15 protein-coding genes are annotated in these 17,186 nt (G+C 61.2%); 8 read left to right on the forward strand and 7 right to left on the reverse strand.

Annotated elements, in window-relative coordinates; all coding sequences use genetic code 11:
- Positions 1-121: 121 nt before the first annotated feature.
- The 4 genes from CFter6_RS01300 to CFter6_RS01315 are packed head-to-tail and all read left to right on the forward strand — an operon-like array spanning position 122 to position 3,100.
- The gene (locus CFter6_RS01300; RefSeq protein ID WP_061538414.1) at positions 122-883 is read left to right on the forward strand and encodes an amino acid ABC transporter permease; all 762 of its coding nucleotides are present in this window, start codon (positions 122-124) and stop codon (positions 881-883) included.
- A complete protein-coding gene (locus tag CFter6_RS01305; RefSeq protein ID WP_061538415.1) occupies positions 880-1,533 on the forward strand; it encodes an amino acid ABC transporter permease in 654 nt (217 codons plus the stop codon). The genes CFter6_RS01300 and CFter6_RS01305 overlap by 4 nt, the downstream gene beginning before the upstream one ends.
- Positions 1,517-2,257 (forward strand): amino acid ABC transporter ATP-binding protein, encoded by a 741-nt coding sequence (locus CFter6_RS01310; protein ID WP_061538416.1) that lies wholly within the window; start codon positions 1,517-1,519, stop codon positions 2,255-2,257. Before CFter6_RS01305 ends, CFter6_RS01310 begins: the two co-directional genes overlap by 17 nt.
- Before the next feature lie 45 nt (positions 2,258-2,302).
- Positions 2,303-3,100: a transporter substrate-binding domain-containing protein gene (locus CFter6_RS01315; protein WP_061538417.1), complete on the forward strand. Its 798-nt coding sequence runs from the start codon at positions 2,303-2,305 to the stop codon at positions 3,098-3,100.
- Positions 3,101-3,160: 60 nt separating this feature from the next.
- On the opposite strand, the gene CFter6_RS01320 is transcribed toward CFter6_RS01315, so the two are convergent.
- The 3 genes from CFter6_RS01320 to CFter6_RS01330 form a co-directional block, all read right to left on the reverse strand.
- Complete coding sequence (locus CFter6_RS01320; RefSeq protein ID WP_061538418.1) at positions 3,161-4,738, reverse strand: aldehyde dehydrogenase (NADP(+)); 1,578 nt, start codon at positions 4,736-4,738, stop codon at positions 3,161-3,163.
- 132 nt (positions 4,739-4,870) lie between these two features.
- Entirely contained in the window at positions 4,871-5,782 is a 912-nt protein-coding gene (kdgD, locus tag CFter6_RS01325) for a 5-dehydro-4-deoxyglucarate dehydratase (RefSeq protein WP_061538419.1), read from the reverse strand.
- A 300-nt stretch (positions 5,783-6,082) separates the two neighbouring features.
- Positions 6,083-6,853, reverse strand: a complete 771-nt coding sequence (locus CFter6_RS01330) for a FadR/GntR family transcriptional regulator (protein ID WP_061538420.1) — start codon at positions 6,851-6,853, stop codon at positions 6,083-6,085.
- 312 nt (positions 6,854-7,165) lie between these two features.
- On the opposite strand from CFter6_RS01330, the gene CFter6_RS01335 reads away from it, so the two are divergent.
- Genes CFter6_RS01335 through CFter6_RS01345 form a run of 3 tightly spaced genes read left to right on the forward strand, consistent with a single transcriptional unit; the run spans position 7,166 to position 11,187 of the window.
- Positions 7,166-8,518, forward strand: a complete 1,353-nt coding sequence (locus CFter6_RS01335; RefSeq protein ID WP_061542152.1) for an MFS transporter — start codon at positions 7,166-7,168, stop codon at positions 8,516-8,518.
- A complete protein-coding gene (gene garD, locus CFter6_RS01340) occupies positions 8,515-10,089 on the forward strand; it encodes a galactarate dehydratase (RefSeq protein WP_061538421.1) in 1,575 nt (524 codons plus the stop codon). Before CFter6_RS01335 ends, garD begins: the two co-directional genes overlap by 4 nt.
- A 9-nt stretch (positions 10,090-10,098) precedes the next feature.
- Positions 10,099-11,187, forward strand: coding sequence for a lactonase family protein (locus tag CFter6_RS01345; protein WP_205631427.1), 1,089 nt, complete (start codon positions 10,099-10,101; stop codon positions 11,185-11,187).
- A gap of 34 nt (positions 11,188-11,221) precedes the next feature.
- On the opposite strand, the gene CFter6_RS01350 is transcribed toward CFter6_RS01345, so the two are convergent.
- Positions 11,222-12,265 (reverse strand): questin oxidase family protein, encoded by a 1,044-nt coding sequence (locus tag CFter6_RS01350; RefSeq protein ID WP_061538422.1) that lies wholly within the window; start codon positions 12,263-12,265, stop codon positions 11,222-11,224.
- Between the two features lie 276 nt (positions 12,266-12,541).
- Between CFter6_RS01350 and CFter6_RS01355 the strand changes: the two genes are divergently transcribed.
- The gene (locus tag CFter6_RS01355; protein WP_061538423.1) at positions 12,542-13,333 is read left to right on the forward strand and encodes a ParA family protein; all 792 of its coding nucleotides are present in this window, start codon (positions 12,542-12,544) and stop codon (positions 13,331-13,333) included.
- 100 nt (positions 13,334-13,433) lie between these two features.
- Here the strand turns inward: CFter6_RS01355 and CFter6_RS01360 are convergent, their stop codons facing one another.
- The 3 genes from CFter6_RS01360 to CFter6_RS01370 form a co-directional block, all read right to left on the reverse strand.
- On the reverse strand, positions 13,434-13,958 hold the full coding sequence (locus tag CFter6_RS01360) for a DUF1993 domain-containing protein (RefSeq protein ID WP_061538424.1): 525 nt from the start codon (positions 13,956-13,958) through the stop codon (positions 13,434-13,436).
- Between the two features lie 163 nt (positions 13,959-14,121).
- On the reverse strand, positions 14,122-16,272 hold the full coding sequence (locus CFter6_RS01365) for a carboxy terminal-processing peptidase (RefSeq protein ID WP_061538425.1): 2,151 nt from the start codon (positions 16,270-16,272) through the stop codon (positions 14,122-14,124).
- Positions 16,273-16,599: 327 nt separating this feature from the next.
- Positions 16,600-17,028 carry a TOBE domain-containing protein gene (locus CFter6_RS01370; protein WP_061538426.1) on the reverse strand — a complete coding sequence of 143 codons (429 nt, stop codon included), beginning with the start codon at positions 17,026-17,028 and terminating at the stop codon, positions 16,600-16,602.
- Positions 17,029-17,186 lie beyond the last annotated feature (158 nt).

A 17,186-nucleotide genomic window follows, 5' to 3' on the forward strand; every position in this document is an offset into this window, starting at 1 on the left:
CGTGCTTGGAAGCTTTGGCATAAGCGAAAAATAAGCGCAGCCAAGGCGGAATGCAAGGAGACCGCGGCTATGATCGCCGCGCCGAGACAAGCAGAAAAAGCTACAGGAGCATTCGTCGGTCATGAGTTTTTCTCTTCACTTTAGCGACCTTCTTCCCTACTGGCCGGTATTCCTCGAGGGCGCCTGGCTGACCCTGAAGATGACCGGCGTCGCGGTGGTGGTCGGCGTCAGCGTTGGCACGCTGGTGGCTTTCGCCAAGCGCGGCCGCCGCAAATGGCTGTCGAAAGCCTGTTCGGTGTACATAGATGCGGTGCGCAACACGCCGTTCCTGGTGCAGCTGTTCCTGCTGTATTTCGGCCTGGCCAGCCTCGGCATCCACATGCCGACTTTCGCCGCCGCGGTACTGGCGATGATCATCAATATCGCCGCCTACGCCGCCGAAATCATCCGCGCCGGACTGGAAGCGGTGCCGCGCGGCCAGATCGAAGCGGCCGAATGCCTGGGCCTGTCGCGCTGGCGCATCGGCTGGCACGTGATGCTGCAGCCGTCGATAGAGAAAGTCTACCCGGCGCTGACCAGCCAGTTCCTGCTGATGATGCAAGCTTCCGCCATGGCTTCGCAGATCTCGGCCGAGGAACTGACGGCGATCGCCAACACCGTACAGTCCGACACTTTCCGTTCGCTGGAAACCTATATCGTGGTGGCCTGCCTGTACCTGGCGCTGTCGCTGCTGGTCAAGCTGCTGGCCTGGGGCCTGGGCGAATATTTCTTCAGGCGGCGCCGGGCGATCCGGCGCGCCGCGGCGCAAGCCGGCAGGAAACAGCCGGGGCCGGCAGCTGCCGATGCAACCGTGATTGGCGCCGGCAAGCGGAGGACGACATGATCGGCAATTTCAGCTGGACCCATCTGATCTACCTGGCGCAGTCGATCTGGTGGACGCTGCTGTTGTCGCTGATTGCCTTCCTGCTCGGCAGCATAGGCGGCTTCGGCATCATGCTGGCGCGCATTTCGCCGCGCCGCTGGTTGCGCCTGCCGGCCTTGCTGTACATCGAATCGATACAAGGGATACCGCTGCTGATCCTGCTGTTCATCGTCTACTACGGCCTGTCGGTTTACGGCTTCGCCTTGCCGGCGCTGGTGGCGGCCGGGCTGGCGATGATGGTCTACACCAGCGCCTACCTGGGCGACATCTGGCGCGGCTGCGTCGAAGCGATGCCGAAGCCGCAGTGGGAAGCCGCCGAATGCCTGTCGCTGACGCGCTGGCAGACGCTGCGCCTGGTGATCATCCCGCAGGCGCTGCGGCTGTCGCTGCCGCCTACCGTCGGTTTCCTGGTGCAGGTCATCAAGATGACTTCGCTGGCCTCGGTGATCGGTTTTGTCGAACTGACGCGCGCCGGCCAGATCATCAACAACTCGATCTTCCAGCCCTTCCTGATTTTCAGCCTGGTCGGGGCTTTCTATTTCGCACTGTGTTACCCGCTTTCGCGCTGGAGCGAAGCTATGGAGAATAAGCTCAATGTCGGCAATCGTTAACCCAATCGTCAAGCTGGACCAGATCTACAAGAGCTTCGGCGCCAACCAGGTGCTGAAGGGCGTCTCGTTCGAAGTCGGCAAGGGCGAGATGATCGCCATCATCGGCGCCAGCGGCTCCGGCAAGAGCACCGCCCTGCGCTGCATAGACCGGCTGGAAACCATCGATTCCGGCAGCATCGAAGTGTGCGACATCCGGGTCGACGATCCGCAGGTCGACCTGCACCGGCTGCGCCAGGAAGTCGGCATCGTGTTCCAGAGCTACAACCTGTTTCCGCACCTGACAGTGCAGGAAAACATCATGCTGGCGCTGCGCCACGTCAAGCGCCAGCCGCGCGCCGAAGCCTTGCAGGTATCGCTGGCGGCGCTGGAGCAGGTTGGCCTGGGCGACAAGGCTGGAGCTTATCCAGAGCAATTGTCCGGCGGCCAGCAGCAGCGGGTAGCGATTGCGCGCTCGCTGGCGATGGCGCCGAAGGTCATGCTGTTCGATGAAGTGACTTCAGCGCTGGACCCGCAACTGACCGGCGAAGTGCTGCGCGTGATGGAAGACCTGGCGGCGGGCGGCATGACGATGCTGCTGGTGACGCATGAAATGGCGTTCGCCAAACGGGTCGCCGACCGCATCATCTATATGCATCAAGGCAAGGTCTGGGAAGTCGGTCCGGGCGAGATGCTGGACGCGCCGCAAACTGCCGAGTTGCGCGCTTTCCTCAACAACGGTTTGTAGCAGGACTGAGCATCACATAACTATTCCATAAAACAGGAGACAGACATGAAACTCAACAAACTCTTTGCCCGCAGCTGCATCGCCACCTTATTGTTTTGCGGAGCAACCCACGCGGCGCTGGCGGACCAGCTGGACGACATCAAGAAGGCCGGCAAGGTACGGGTAGCGATCGCCATGGGCACGCCGCTGTTCAGCTACGCCGACGCCAACCTGCAGCCGACCGGCTCGGATGTCGATACCGCGACGCAGCTGGCGCAGGACCTCGGCGTCAAGCTGGAGCTAGTGCCGATCACCAACGCCGCCCGCGTGCCGACCTTGCAGGCGCAGCGCGCTGACCTGGTGATCGCCGATCTGTCGATTACGCCTGAACGCGCCAAGGTGGTCGATTTCTCCGTGCCGTATGCCGTCATCACGATCATCGTCGGCGGACCGAAGAGCATCAAGATCAAGGATTATGCCGACCTGGCAGGAAAGCGCATCGGCCTGACCCGCGCCACCGTCAACGATACGGTTACTACGCAGCTGGCCAAGGGTGCGGAAATCATGCGTTATGAAGACGATGCCACCCTGATCACTTCGATGGTGACCGGACAGATCGACATTTTTTCCAGCACGCCGTCCAACCTGGCCGAAATGATAAAACGGGCGCCGGCCAAGAACCTGGAATTGAAATTCGCGCAGAAGGATTTTGACCTGGGCATCGCCATGAACAAAGACCAGCCGAAGCTGAAGGAATGGGTCAATGCCTGGGTTGTCGCCAACCACAAGAATGGCAAGCTGAATGCGATCTACAAGAAATACCATGGCCGCGATTTGCCGGCTACGATCGCCAACGCCAGCTAAACCGGCAACAGAAAACGGCGACCACCGCACAAGCTCGGTGATCGCCGGATCGCCGGATCGTCAGGCGCTAACGCAGCTGCCGTCCACCAGGCGCGGCAAACCAAGCGGATTGCCATCCTGCAGTTCGACCGGCAGCAGCGCGCCCGGCAAGTCCTGGTAGCACACCGGCCGCAGGAAGCGGTTGATGGCAGTGGCGCCGACCGAGGTGCTGCGGCTGTCGGACGTCGCCGGGAACGGGCCGCCGTGCACCATCGCATAAGACACTTCCACACCAGTCGGAAAACCGTTGACCAGGATGCGGCCGGCCTTGCGTTCCAGCGTCGGCAGCAGCTTGCGCGCCAGTGCGTGGTCTTCCTCATCCAGTTGCAGGGTAGCGGTCAGCTGGCCGGCCAGGTGTTCGGCGACGGCGCGCATTTCGTCTTCGTTGCGGCAAGCGACCAGCAGCGAGCTGGGACCGAAGATTTCATCTTCCAGCTGTTCGGTGGCGAGGAAGGTGGCGGCATCGGTGGAGAACAGTGTCGCCTGGGCTGCGCATGGCGCTGCCGGCGCCTGGCCCTGGCCGATTGTATCGACGCCGGCCAGCGCGCCCATGCGCTCGATACCGGCGACATAGGCATCGTGGATGCCCGGCGTCAGCATGGTGCCTGCCGCCTTGGTCTTCAATGCCTGCAATGCCGCTTCCTGGAACTGCACCAGGTGTTCGCCCGCCAGTCCTATCACCAGGCCGGGATTGGTGCAGAACTGGCCGACGCCCATGGTCAGTGAATCGACGAATGCCGTGCCGATTTTCCCTGCGCGTGCGGCCAGCGCATGCGGCAGCAGGAACATCGGATTGATGCTGCTCATCTCGGCGTAAACAGGAATCGGTTCACGCCTTTGCGCCGCTGCGCGCACCAGCGCCAGTCCGCCCTGGCGTGAGCCGGTAAAGCCCACCGCCTTGATTGCCGGGTGGCTGACCAGGGCCTGGCCGACTTCGTTGCCGGCGCCGATGACCAGGGAAAACACGCCTTCGGGCAGTTTGCAGGCAGCAACCGCCTGCTGGATCGCGCGTCCCACCAGTTCCGAGGTGCCAGGATGGGCGTTATGGGTCTTGACCACCACCGGGCAGCCGGCCGCCAGCGCTGAGGCGGTATCGCCGCCGGCCACCGAGAACGCCAGCGGGAAATTGCTGGCGCCGAATACCGCGACCGGGCCGATGGCGATCTTGCGCAGGCGCAGGTCGGAGCGCGGCGGGGTCCGTTCCGGCAGCGCCGAATCAAGGGTGGCGCCGAGGTAATTGCCGGCGCGCAGGACGCTGGCGAACAGGCGCAGCTGGCCGACCGTGCGACCGCGTTCGCCTTCCAGGCGCGCGGTCGGCAGGCCGGATTCTTGCGTTGCGCGCTCGATCAGCACTGGTCCCAATGCCAGGATGCCGTTGGCGATTTCTTCCAGGAATTCCGCGCGCTGCTGCGCCGTGGTTGCGCGATAGCTGTCGAAAGCCTGTTGCGCCAAGGTGCAGGCGCGGTCCACTTCAGTTGCGCCGCCGGCGCCGAAATCGGGACCGATCTTTTCATTGGTGGCGGGATTGACGGCACGCAGCGTGCCTTCCGTGCCGCGTACTGCAGATTGGCCGATGAGCATTTCACCAGTGATATTCATTGATATTCCTTAGTTCGATTATGGAGACCACCGCAAAAGCAGTTAAATGGGGTCAGAGTTTTTTTTCGGCAGTCGTATCGCCGAAAATTACTCTGACCCCATTTAACGGACCACGGAGCAAGTACGGCGATATTACTGCGGTCCCTGCGCCAGAATCAGTGCCTTCAGCTGTTCACGTTCTTCCACATTGAGATCAATCAGCGGCGTGCGCACCGGCCCGCCATCATGACCGACAATGGTGGCGCCGGCCTTGACGATACTGACTGCGTAGCCGGCTTTCTTGTTGCGGATCGCCAGGTAAGGCAGGAAGAAATCGTCCAGCAGGCGGCCGCTGGTGGCGTGGTCGTCGTTCTTGATCGCAGTGTAGAAATCGATCGCCATCTTCGGCAGGAAATTGAACACCGCCGAGGAATACACCGGCACACCGAGCGCCTTGTAGGGTGCGGCAAACAGTTCCGCGGTCGGCAAGCCGCCCAGGTAACTCAGGCGGTCGCCCATGCGGCGCCGTATCGACACCATCAGTTCGATGTCGCCGATGCCGTCCTTGAAGCCGATCAGGTTAGGGCAGCGCGCCGCCAGCAGTTCCACCGAATCCGCATTCAGGCGGCAGATGCCGCGGTTGTACACCACCACGCCGAATTTCACTGAATTGCAGATGGCTTCGACATGCGCGACCAGGCCGTCTTGCGAAGCTTCGGTCAGGTAGTGCGGCATCAGCAAGATGCCTTGCGCGCCCAGGCGTTCGGCTTCCTGCGCGAAAGCGATCGCAGTGCGGGTCGGGCCGCCGGCGCCGGCCAGGATCGGCACTTTGCCGCGGCAGGTTTCGACCGCCACCCGCACCACGTTGGAATACTCTGCGGTCGTCAGCGAAAAGAACTCGCCGGTGCCGCCCGCCACAAACAAGGCGCTCGCACCGTAGGGCGCCAGCCAGTCGAGCCGAGCAGCATAGGTGCTGGGGCGGAATTCGCCTTGCGCATCGAAATCGGTGATCGGGAAGGACAGCAGGCCGGAGGAAAGCGTTTGTTTGAGTTCTTGAGGAGTCATGGTCTCGGGATGAAGTAGTGCTGCGGTTGATAATCGGATGCTTGCGCCGCAAGAGTGCGTCCGGCGTCCGGATGATTAAGTTATCAGTCATCGTACAACAAAGATTTGCAGTATGCAAGCCTGGAAATGTTGTTTGTTTAGGCGGAAAGAGAGAAAACGGCTGCAAAAAAGCAAGCAGGGTGGGCGGATTTTCTGCCCACGCTGAATTGGCGTCTCGAATGATTGGCGTTCCGCGTGGGCACGGGTGCCCACGCTACCAGTTCTGCCGGGCGCGCCGGCAACGGAATTTTCAGCGTTCTATTACGACGCCAGCGCCATGCTGTCCTGCACCTTGCGCAAGCGTTCGCGGCTGTTGCTCAGGTGGGTGCGCATCGCTGCCCGTGCAGTTTCCGGATCCTGGCGCACGATCGCATTGTAGATATCTTCGTGTTCGCGGTGGACACGGTCCAGGTAAGCCGCCGGGTCGTCATGCGCCAGCCTGGCGGAATTGATCCGGGTACGCGGAATGATGGTGGTGCCGAGGTGGGTCAGGATGTCGACAAAATAGCGGTTGCCGGTGGCCTGCGCGATGTGCAGGTGGAACTGGACATCGGCTGCGACCGAGTCGCCGCGCTCATGGGCGCTCTTCTGGAAGGCATCCAGCGCCATCCGCATCTGCGCCAGCTGCTCGTCGCTGCGGCGCGCCGCGGCCAGTCCGGCAGCTTCCGCTTCGAGGCTGATGCGCAGTTCCAGGATGGCCAGGATGTCGCGCATGGTGATCACGGTTTCCGGATCGATGTCGAAGTTGCTGGAGCTGCTTGCCGCCAGTACAAAAGTGCCGATGCCGTGCCGCGTCTCCACCAGCCCCGATGCCTGCAGGTGCGAAATCGCCTCGCGGATCACGGTGCGGCTGACACCCTGGGTGCGCATCAGTTCGGATTCGGTCGGCAGCTTGTCCCCCGGCTTGCTGCTGCCGCTGCGAATACTGTCGGCAATATTGGCGACCACGCTCTGCGCCAGGTTGCGATGCTTCTTGCGCGGTGCGCCAGTGTCGGGCTGCGCCGTGAGCGATGTATTGAGCGGTGTATTCATAGGTGGGGGCCGCGGAAAAGGTAAATCTAGTTGCTAAAATATTTTTCGCTGATTATACTACGATTTAAGTTGTAGGATGACTGATAACATCAAGGTAGTTTAACTCAGGTTAAACATCAAGAATAATAAGAACGGCGCCTTGTAACAAGCCCCGGCCTGGACCCGCAGCATGCGGCGCGGGCCGCGGGTGGCGGAAGCAGTGCGTTCCAGGCCGCTTTGCCGCAGGCGCCGACTCTGGCGAAACAGGAGACGTAGGTGAATAACGATAAAACGGCAGGGCTGGCAACAGCCCCGCGCGGCAAGCTGCGCTACATGATTTTGTTCATGCTGTTCATGGTGACCACTTTCAATTACGCCGACCGCGCGATTCTTTCGATTGCCGGCACGGCGATGAAGAGCGAGCTGGGCTTCGATGCGGTCACCATGGGTTTCATCTTCTCGGCTTTCAGCTGGGCCTATGTGCTGGGGCAGTTGCCGGGCGGCTGGCTGCTCGACCGCTACGGTTCGAAGCGAGTGTATGCCGCCAGCATCTTCATCTGGTCGCTGTTTACCCTGCTGCAGGGCGGCGTGCATTTCCTCGGCGCGCTATGGGCTGTGCCTGCCTTGTTCATGCTGCGCTTCATGGTGGGCCTGGCGGAAGCGCCTTCGTTTCCCGCCAACGGCCGTATCGTCGCTGCCTGGTTCCCGACTACCGAGCGCGGCACCGCCTCGGCGATTTTCAACTCCGCGCAATATTTCGCCACTGTATTGTTCGCACCCCTGATGGCCTGGATCACGCATGCTTACGGCTGGTCGGAGACGTTCGTGGTCATGGGCGCGGCGGGGCTGGTGCTGAGCATGGTCTGGATGCGGACGATGCACAGTCCGAAAGACCATCCGCGCATGACGCCGGCGGAGCTGGCGCATATCCGCGACGGCGGCGGCCTGGTCGACATGGACCAGGGCCTGGGGCAGAGGCAAGGACGCGCGGCAGGCAAGGGCCCGCAGGTGAACCGCGGCGTCAAGCTGGGTTATCTCAAGCAGCTGCTGAGCAACCGCATGCTGGCCGGCGTCTACCTCGGCCAGTACTGCATCAATACCATCACCTATTTTTTCCTGACCTGGTTTCCGATCTACCTGGTGCAGGAGCGCGGCATGTCGATCTTGAAGGCCGGCATCGTGGCGTCGCTGCCGGCGATCTGCGGTTTCCTCGGCGGCGTGCTGGGCGGCATGATTTCGGACCGCCTGATCAAGCGCGGTTTTTCTCTGACCTGGGCGCGCAAGATTCCCATCGTCGCCGGCCTGCTGCTGTCGACCACCATGATCTTGTGCAATTACGTCGATACCCAGTGGATGGTGGTCGGCATCATGGCGCTGGCGTTTTTCGGCAAGGGCGTCGGCGCCCTCGGCTGGGCAGTGGTGGCGGATACCTCGCCGAAAGAAATCATCGGCCTCACCGGCAGCCTGTTCAACATGTTCGGCAATATCGCCGGCATCACGGCGCCGATCGTGATTGGCTATATCATCAAGCAGACCGGCTCCTTCGAGTGGGCGCTGGTGTATGTCGGCGCCAATGCCTTGCTGGCCGTGATCAGCTACCTGGTGATCGTGAAAGACATCAAGCGCGTCGAGCTCAAGCCGCTGGACGATGGCGGGCAGCCAAAATTATCCGGAGTCGCACCATGAGCAATGCCGCAACAGACAACAATACGCCGCTGTACATCCGCATGCAGGAGCAGGACAACGTCGCCATCGTCGCCAACGACGGCGGCTTGCCGGCCGGTTCGGTATTTCCCTGCGGGCTGGTGCTGCGCGACAAAGTGCCGCAAGGCCACAAGGTTGCCCTGGACGAAATTGCCGAAGGCGAGGCGATCGTGCGCTACGGCGTAGTGATCGGTTTTGCGCAGCGTCCGATAGCGCAAGGCAGCTGGATTGAAGAATCGCTGGTCAGGATGCCGCCGGCGCGGGAGCTGAGCAACCTGCCGATCGCCACCCATGCTCCGGCGGCGGCAGCGCCGCTGGAAGGCTACACCTTCGAAGGCTACCGTAACGCCGACGGCACGGTCGGCACTCGCAACATCCTGGCGATCAGCACCACGGTGCAATGCGTATCCGGGGTGGTGGAGCATGCGGTCAAACGCATCAAGGCCGAGCTGCTGCCAGGCTATCCGAATGTCGACGATGTCATCGGCCTGGAACACACCTATGGCTGCGGCGTGGCGATCGATGCGCCGGGCGCCGAGATTCCGATCCGCACCTTGCGCAACATCAGCATGAATCCGAATTTCGGCGGCCAGGCGATGGTGGTCAGCCTGGGCTGCGAAAAACTGCAGCCGGGCCGCTTGTTTCCGCAGGGCTCCATTCCTATCCAAAGCACCGGCGGCAAGGAAGACGGCTTGCGCGTGGTGTGCCTGCAAGATGCCGAACACGTCGGTTTCGAATCGATGATCGTGTCCATCATGGCCACGGCAAAGGAACAATTGGCTGAACTGGATAAGCGGCGCCGCGTGTCCTGCCCGGCGTCGGAACTGGTGGTCGGCGTCCAGTGCGGCGGCAGCGACGCCTTTTCCGGCGTGACGGCGAATCCGGCGGTAGGCTTCGCCAGCGACTTGCTGGTGCGCGCCGGCGCCGCCGTGATGTTTTCCGAAACCACCGAAGTGCGCGACGGCATCGACCAGCTGACCGCGCGCGCCGCCAGCGCCGAGGTGGCGCAAGCCATGATCCGCGAGATGGCCTGGTATGACGATTACCTGACCCGCGGCGGCGTCGACCGCAGCGCCAACACCACGCCCGGCAACAAGAAAGGCGGCCTGGCCAACATCGTCGAAAAGGCCATGGGTTCTATCGTCAAATCCGGCAGCAGCGTGATTTCCGGCGTGCTGTCGCCGGGCGACAAACTGAAGCAAAAGGGTTTGATCTACGCCGCCACGCCCGCCAGCGATTTTGTCTGCGGCACCTTGCAGCTGGCGGCCGGCATGAACCTGCATGTATTCACCACCGGCCGCGGCACGCCCTACGGCCTGGCCGCGGTGCCGGTGATCAAGGTCGCCACCCGCAACGACCTGGCGCGGCGCTGGCACGACCTGATGGACATCAACGCCGGCCGCATCGCCAGCGGCGAGGCCAGCATCGAAGATGTCGGCTGGGAGCTGTTCCACCTGATGCTGGATGTCGCCAGCGGCCGCAAGCAGACCTGGGCCGAGCATCACAAACTGCACAATGCCTTGACGCTGTTCAATCCGGCGCCGATTACCTGACGGGATAAAATGCATCGAAATTTCAACCGGCTGTGTCTTTCCCTGGGGTTCATGATGATGAACGTTTCAGCTTTGGTCTCGGCCAAAACCATGGTGTATGTGTCGAACGCCGACAGCCGCGACATTTATGTCATGGAGCTCAGCCAGTCGGACGGCAGTGCCAGCCTGGTGGAGAAAGTGGCGACCGGCGGCACGGTCATGCCGCTGGCAGTCAGCCCCGACCGCCGCTTCCTGTACGCCTCCTTGCGTTCGCTGCCGTATTCAGTGAGCAGTTTCGCCATCGACCAGCAAAGCGGCAAGCTGGGCCTGTTGTCGACAGTCCCGCTGGCCGACAACATGGCTAACCTGGCGACCGACAAGACCGGCCGTTTCCTGCTGGCTGCGTCCTACACCGGCAACAAGATTTCCATCAACCCGATTGCCGCCAAGGGCGATGTCGGAGCGCAGCCGCTGGCCGTGATTCCGACCCGTGAAAAAGCCCATGCGATAGCGACCGACCCTGCCAATACCCACCTGTTCGCCAGCAACCTGGGCGGCGACGTCATCCTGCAATATCGCTTCGATGCAAGCAGCGGCCAGGTCACGCCTAACGTTCCGCCGTATGTGGAAACCAGGCAGGGCGCCGGTCCGCGCCATTTCGTATTCGACCGCCGCGCCCGTTTCGTCTACGGCACCAACGAACTGGACGGCAGCCTCAATACATATCGCTACGATGCCGGTGGCGGCGCTCTCACATTGCAGGCTTCGGGGTCCCTGCGGCCCAAGGATTTCCAGGGCCCGGCACTGGCGCCGGCCGACCTGCACCTGACGCCCGATGGCCGTTTCCTGTACGCCTCGGAGCGCAGCTCCAGCACGCTTGCCGGGTTTGCTGTCGATCCTGACAGCGGCGCATTGACCTTGATCGGCAATTTTCCTACCGAGACCCAGCCGCGCGGCTTCAATATCGACCCCAGCGGCCGCTACCTGCTGGCGGTCGGCCAGAAATCCAACCGCATGAGCAGCTACGCCATCGACCAGAACAGCGGCGCCCTGCGTTTGCTGCATCAGTACGACATGGGGGCAAATCCCAACTGGGTCGAGATCGTCGATCTGCCATAGCCGATGTGGCTGCCAGGGCCGCGACGGCCGCCTGTCAATGCACCTGGAACACGCGGCCAGCCCGCCGCGCCGCTGCCGCCAGGTACAGTGGCGACGGCGCCCGCAGGTTTTCGCAATAGCAGGTGTAGACCATCTTGATCACATGGTCGTCGTCGGAAGCGATGGCGGTGGTGAACAGGTCCTGCCAGGTGTCAGGGCTGTCGGCCAGGGTTTCCTCCTCATCGAGTACCGCATTCGATGTTGCCAGGGGCGGCGCGCCTATTGACACATAAGCAGCACAAAGCGCTACCCACAACTCCGGTAGCAGGCGCCGGACCAGCGCTGCCGGCAAATGGGCCAGCACCCGGCGCGCCGCGTGCAGGCCGGTGACGATATGCAAGGCCGTGAAATTGTTGGTCTGCCAGTACAGGGCAATTGCCGCCCGCGCCATATCGTCCAGCAACTGCGGCTGCGCCGGTGCAGCCGGCAGCACTGCGTAAAACAGCGGGTAATCGGCCACCGCCCGCAGGCGTGTGACAATCATGCCGCCAGTGAATACCGTGTCGTGCAACGCGCGCGACAAAATCGCCAGGCCCTGGTTTACCGAAGCAGCCGGCGCCCGCCGGTGCGATCCCGCATCGATGTGCAGGTTGCCGCTGACCAGCGCCGCCAGCCCGGCGGCGATTTCGCTGAGATGCTGCGCTTCCAGGCCGTAGGCAAGCCGGATCAGGGCATGGAATGCGCCGCTGGCCGGGGCAAACGGTATCTTGCCCAGCACTTGTTCAAGCACGGCATCGGTGCCTGCGCTCCAGATCCACTCTTCAAAATATTCGCGCAGGGCGCTAAAAGCGCTGGCGTCGCCGAGGCAGGCCAGCCACGTTTCGCGGCTGACCGCGTTCACCGCCGGCCTGGCGGGCACGGCAAAACGGCGCTGCCACATGTTAAAAAATTCCTGCAGGCGCTCCGGCTGGGCGCCCATGCCAGCCAGCGCACACAGCGCCATCGGGCAATGATTGGTGGTGTCCTTGCCGTCGCTGGCAAAGCGGACGTTGGCGTCGAGCAGGCGGTGCAGGGTTGGTTCGCGTAGTCGTTGATTCATGTGACGGCCCCAAGATCAGTGGTTGACTGGCGCAGTATGCAAGTTCAAGTAAACTTTAAGTCAACAGGAATTTTGCGGCGCCTTATGCTGCTCTTTTGAAGATGATGCTGGCTTTTAATTCCGGCAAGTGACTGACCTGGCCCAGCCGACAACAGGCAGGCGGGAACAAGTCCATATTTTTTAGCGGCCGTTTATACAATCGGCCCATATTTTTACGACATCTTTATACGCATTTCCCTAGACTGGTTTCACTAGAGACAGCAGGCGGGCCTTATCATGATCATCACGGTTTTCAGCGAAGACGAATTTGCCAAACGCTCAATCATTGCGCTCAGCCTGGCTGCATATTGCGCGCAGAGCCAGCGCAGGGTGCTGCTGGCAGACGCCACGTCGTTGCAGTATGCATTGGGCTGGAATACTCGGCGCAGGGCTGTCGGCGGCAAGCAGAAGGTTACTGTGCGCGGCAGCGCAGACCTGGAGTCGGACCTGGAAAATCCGGCATCCTACTATCGGGTGCACTATCCGGAAACGGTGGTCGATGCCGATGGCAGCGATGCGCGCAGCACCAACGCAGCGCTGGTCGTCACCGATGTGCTGGTGATTCCGATCCATTCTCGCCAGGATTGCAACCGGCAGGCGCTGATCGAGCGCATCGAAGCCGCGCGGTTGTTTAATCCGGCGTTGCGGATACTGGTGGTCGAAGTCCAGTCCATCAGTGCGTTTGGCGCCACCGCCAACACGGAAACCAGCCCGGCCGAAACCCTGGCAAAGGAAATCCTGACCGCAACGCTTGCCGATACGGTAATCCACGAGTGGATAGATGACCGTCGCATCTTTGATCGGGGCTTAAGCGTATTCGAGGCAAACCCGCGCAACGAACGGGCGGTTGCCGAGATCAGGAATCTTCACCAGGAAATCGCGCAAGCGAGGAGCCAGCCGGTCGAGCAGACGGCCAACAGCCTGGCCATATTGCATGCCCTGCAGAGAAGGACGCAGGAAAAAGAACTGTGCCATGTCGGCATTGACGTACTTCAACAGCAACCCGGTCGTCTGGATAGTGCCGGTTGAAGCGGCAGCATCTGCTCCGCGGATCATTAATTAGGGTCAGAGTCGAATTTTTTGAAAAAGAAATTCGACTCTGACCCTAATTAATTCTGATTAATTGCTGCTAGGCCGGTTCCATTTCGAAATGGCCGAGATAATCCAGTTTGCCTACGGCCACTCCCTTGTTCCGCAAGATGGCGTGTGCGGTAGCTATGTGAAAGAAAAAATTCGGCACGGTGAACGTGAGCAGGTAGGCATCGCCCTGCATGGTGGTTTTTAACTTGCCGAAAGCCAGGGTAACCGAACGCGTTTCGCTTCCATGCAAATCCTCTGGCCGCACGCTTTCCAGGAACGCTATCGTCTTTGTTACCCGCGCCTGTAACTCAGGCAATGTTGTCTCGTTGTCTTCAAAGCGCGGTGCTTCGAGCGCCGACAAACGGCCGATTGCGTTTTTCGAGGTATCGCTGGCGCGCTGGATCTGCCCGGCCAGCGATAGCATGTCCGGCGCCAGTTTTGCGTTGACCATCTCGGCGGGGTCGAGATGGCTGGCCTTGGCATGGGCCTCCGCTTTCTCCAGATAGCCCGCAAGCACACCCAGGCCGCGCACGAACACGGGAACGGAAATTTGATACATCGATAAGGACTGCATGTCAGGCTCCAAAAAGGATGGCTTCAAGCCAGGACCATCATCCTATCCGTTTTGGAGCGATGCCGCATTCCAACGGTTATCCATGCCAGGAGCAAAAAAAAAGACAGGGCAGGGCCTGTCTTTTTTATCATGCATCAATCGCTGGTCTGCTCTGCCGGACCGGTCATTTCCCCTTGGCCGGCTGCTGCACCGCGAATTTCGTATTCGCCTTGAGCAGGTCCGATTCGTCGCCGAGGATTTGCGCGGCTTCATTCAGCAACACGTCCTTGGCGTTCTTTTGCGCCTTTTCCGCTGCCAGGTCCGCGCTCAAGCTGCGTTCGTTGGCTTGCAGGCCGTCGTCCTGGCGGTTGAGATCGGCTGCATCGGCAGCATCCTTGTCTTTGCCGTCGCCGCCGTCGCCAGCCTTGCCGCGCGCCTTCAGGCGGGCTTCCTGCTGGTTCATTTCAGTGCGGCGGTCGGTTTCGTTAAGCGAGATGACGCGCTTCTTGCGCAGCGTATTCACCTCGGTCACGTCTTCCAGGAAACGCTGGAAGTCCTTGTCCTTTTCGACGCGCGCATCGTGCCGGCTCTGGATCTGCGGCAGCAGGCCCTTCACGTCGCCGACAGGAGTGTAGTCGGCGGCCTTCACCTGCGACCATGGCAAGGCGTTGTCGTAGCTCGATTCGCCAAAACTCTCGGGATCCGAGAAGCCCGGCAAGCTGACGTCCGGGGTCACGCCGCGCAGCTGGGTAGTGCCGCCGTTGATGCGGAAAAACTGGGCGATGGTCATCTTCAGTTCGCCGAATTTCGGCTTGTCGTTGTGCGACAGTTCGTCAAGGTTGACCATGGTCTGCACCGTGCCTTTGCCGAAACTGCCTTCGCCGACGATGATGCCGCGGCCATAATCCTGGATCGCCGCCGCGAAGATTTCCGAGGCAGAGGCCGAACCGCGGTTGATCAGCACGGCTAGCGGACCGGTCCATGCCGGTGTCGGGATGTCGTCGCCTTCGACGTTGACGTCGCCGCGCGCATTACGCTGCTGCACGATCGGGCCCTTGCCGACAAACAGTCCGGTCAGGTCCACCGCCTCAGTCAGCGAACCGCCGCCGTTATTGCGCAAATCCATCAGGACGCTGTCGACCTTCTCTTTTTTCAGTTCGGCCAGGAGCGCCGCCACGTCGCGGCTGGCGCTGCGGAAATTCTTGTCGCCCTTGCGCCGTCCGTCGAAATCCTCATAGAACGCAGGCAGGGTAATCACGCCGACCTTGCGCGTGGTGTCGCCGCTCTTGATGTTCAGGATGGTTTTCTTGGCGGCCTGCTGTTCCAGGCTGATCTTGTTGCGCACCAGACTGATCAGCTTGTGCTTGCCATCCGGACCGGCGTCGGCCGGTAAGATGTCCAGCCGTACTATCGTGTCCTTGGCGCCGCGGATCTGCTTGACCACGTCGTCGATGCGGGTGCCGACCACGTCGACCACGGCGCCCTTGTCGCCTTGTGCGACGCCGACGATGCGGTCGCCGACCGCAAGCTTGCCGGACAATTGCGCCGGGCCGCCCGCCACCAGCTCGCGGATAGTGGTGTATTCGTCTCTTTCCTGCAGCACCGCGCCGATGCCGACCAGGGAAAGCTTCATCGAAATATCGAAATCGGCCGCCGCGCTGGTGCCCAGGTAATCGGTATGCGGTTCAATCGAGGTCGCATAGGCGTTCATGAAAATCTGGAAGACGTCGTCGCTTTTATACTTGTAGGCGCGCGCCAGGGAATTTTCATAACGCTTGCTGAGCGTATCGCGGATCGCCTGGTCCTTCTTGCCGGCCAGTTTCAGGCGCAGCCAGTCGTTCTTGACGCGCTTGCGCCACAGGTCGCGGCTCTCTGCCTCGGATTTCGGCCAGGGTTCCTTGTCGCGCACGAAGGCGAAGTCTTCTTTCTGGCTGAAATCGAAACCCTGCTTGAGCAGTTCGCGCGCATACGTCAGGCGTTCGACGATACGCTGCTGGTACAGGTTGAAAATGGAAAACGGAATGCGCAGGTCTTCGCGGTAAATGGCGTCGTCCAGCTTGGTGTTCTCTGTCGTAAACTGATCGATATCGGCTTGCACGAAAAAGAATTTTTCCGGGTCGAGCGACTTGATGTAGCGGTTGATGACCTTGGCCGACAAGGTGTCGTCCAGCGGCACCGGCTTGTAATGGAAACGGGTCAGGAATTGCGCGCTCAGGTGCGCCGCCTGCGCTTGCTGCTGCAGCGGCGACAGGACCGGCGGCGGCCCGGCTTCCAGTGCGTGGGCAGCGGTCGAAATTGCCAGGATGACACATAACAGACTGTTTTTTAAGCGCATATAACCTTCAATTCGATGTTCGGTGTTGATTTCAGCGGCAAGAGCACTGGCTTGCCCCTTACATCAGGAATGGCCGCCGGCAGGCCGGCGTAGTGCAATTCGACCCGCACGCCAGGCAAGCGTTCAGATTGAGCAATTCTACTTGCCTTTACTTAAAGCTTGCTTAAATCGGGTTTTCCCGGCTTGGTGCGCCGTTAATTTTCCTCAATGGCAACTCAAAACACCGCTTGAATCAGGACGCCGGCGCCAACGGGCTGCGCCAGCCGCTGTGTGTGGTCGCGTCGACGCCGATGGGATGGTCAAGATGCCCTCCAGCTGTGATTGGGTTCAGGTCTTGACGCCGACGATCACGTGCGAAGCCTTGAAAATCGCCACCACCGGCTTGCCGGCCGCGAGGCCGAGCGCGACTGCGCTTTCCTGGGTAATGATGGCGGTCAGCGTGGCGCCGCCGTTCAGGCTGACTTCGACTTCTGTATTCACGGCGCCGGTCTTCACCGCCTTGACTGTGCCTTGCAGGCGGTTGCGAGTGGAAAACTTGATGCCGGCGTCTGGCGATGACAGGATCACCCATGGCGCTTTCACCAGCGCCAGTGCATCCGAACCTGGTTTCAGTTCCAGGTACTTGGTGCTTTCGCGGGTGATGACGGCGACGATGCGGTCGCCGCCGGCGAGGGTGATTTCGACTTCGTCGTTGACCGCGCCTTCTTGGATGGCGGTAACCTTGCCTGCGAATTCATTGCGTGCACTAGTCAGCATTTTTTTACTCCTTGAGTTATGTCGAGCGCCAAGTCCGGACCTAGATGTGGAAAAGGCGGGGGTTTATCATACCTGAGCGCGCCGCCCTGGCGTTCAGATATGCGTTCTAATGCTTATCACCCTGCCGCTATGCGGCCGGGCCGGCGCCGCGCTTTTCA

The sequence above is a fragment of the Collimonas fungivorans genome (genome assembly GCF_001584145.1).
Classification (GTDB): domain Bacteria; phylum Pseudomonadota; class Gammaproteobacteria; order Burkholderiales; family Burkholderiaceae_D; genus Collimonas; species Collimonas fungivorans.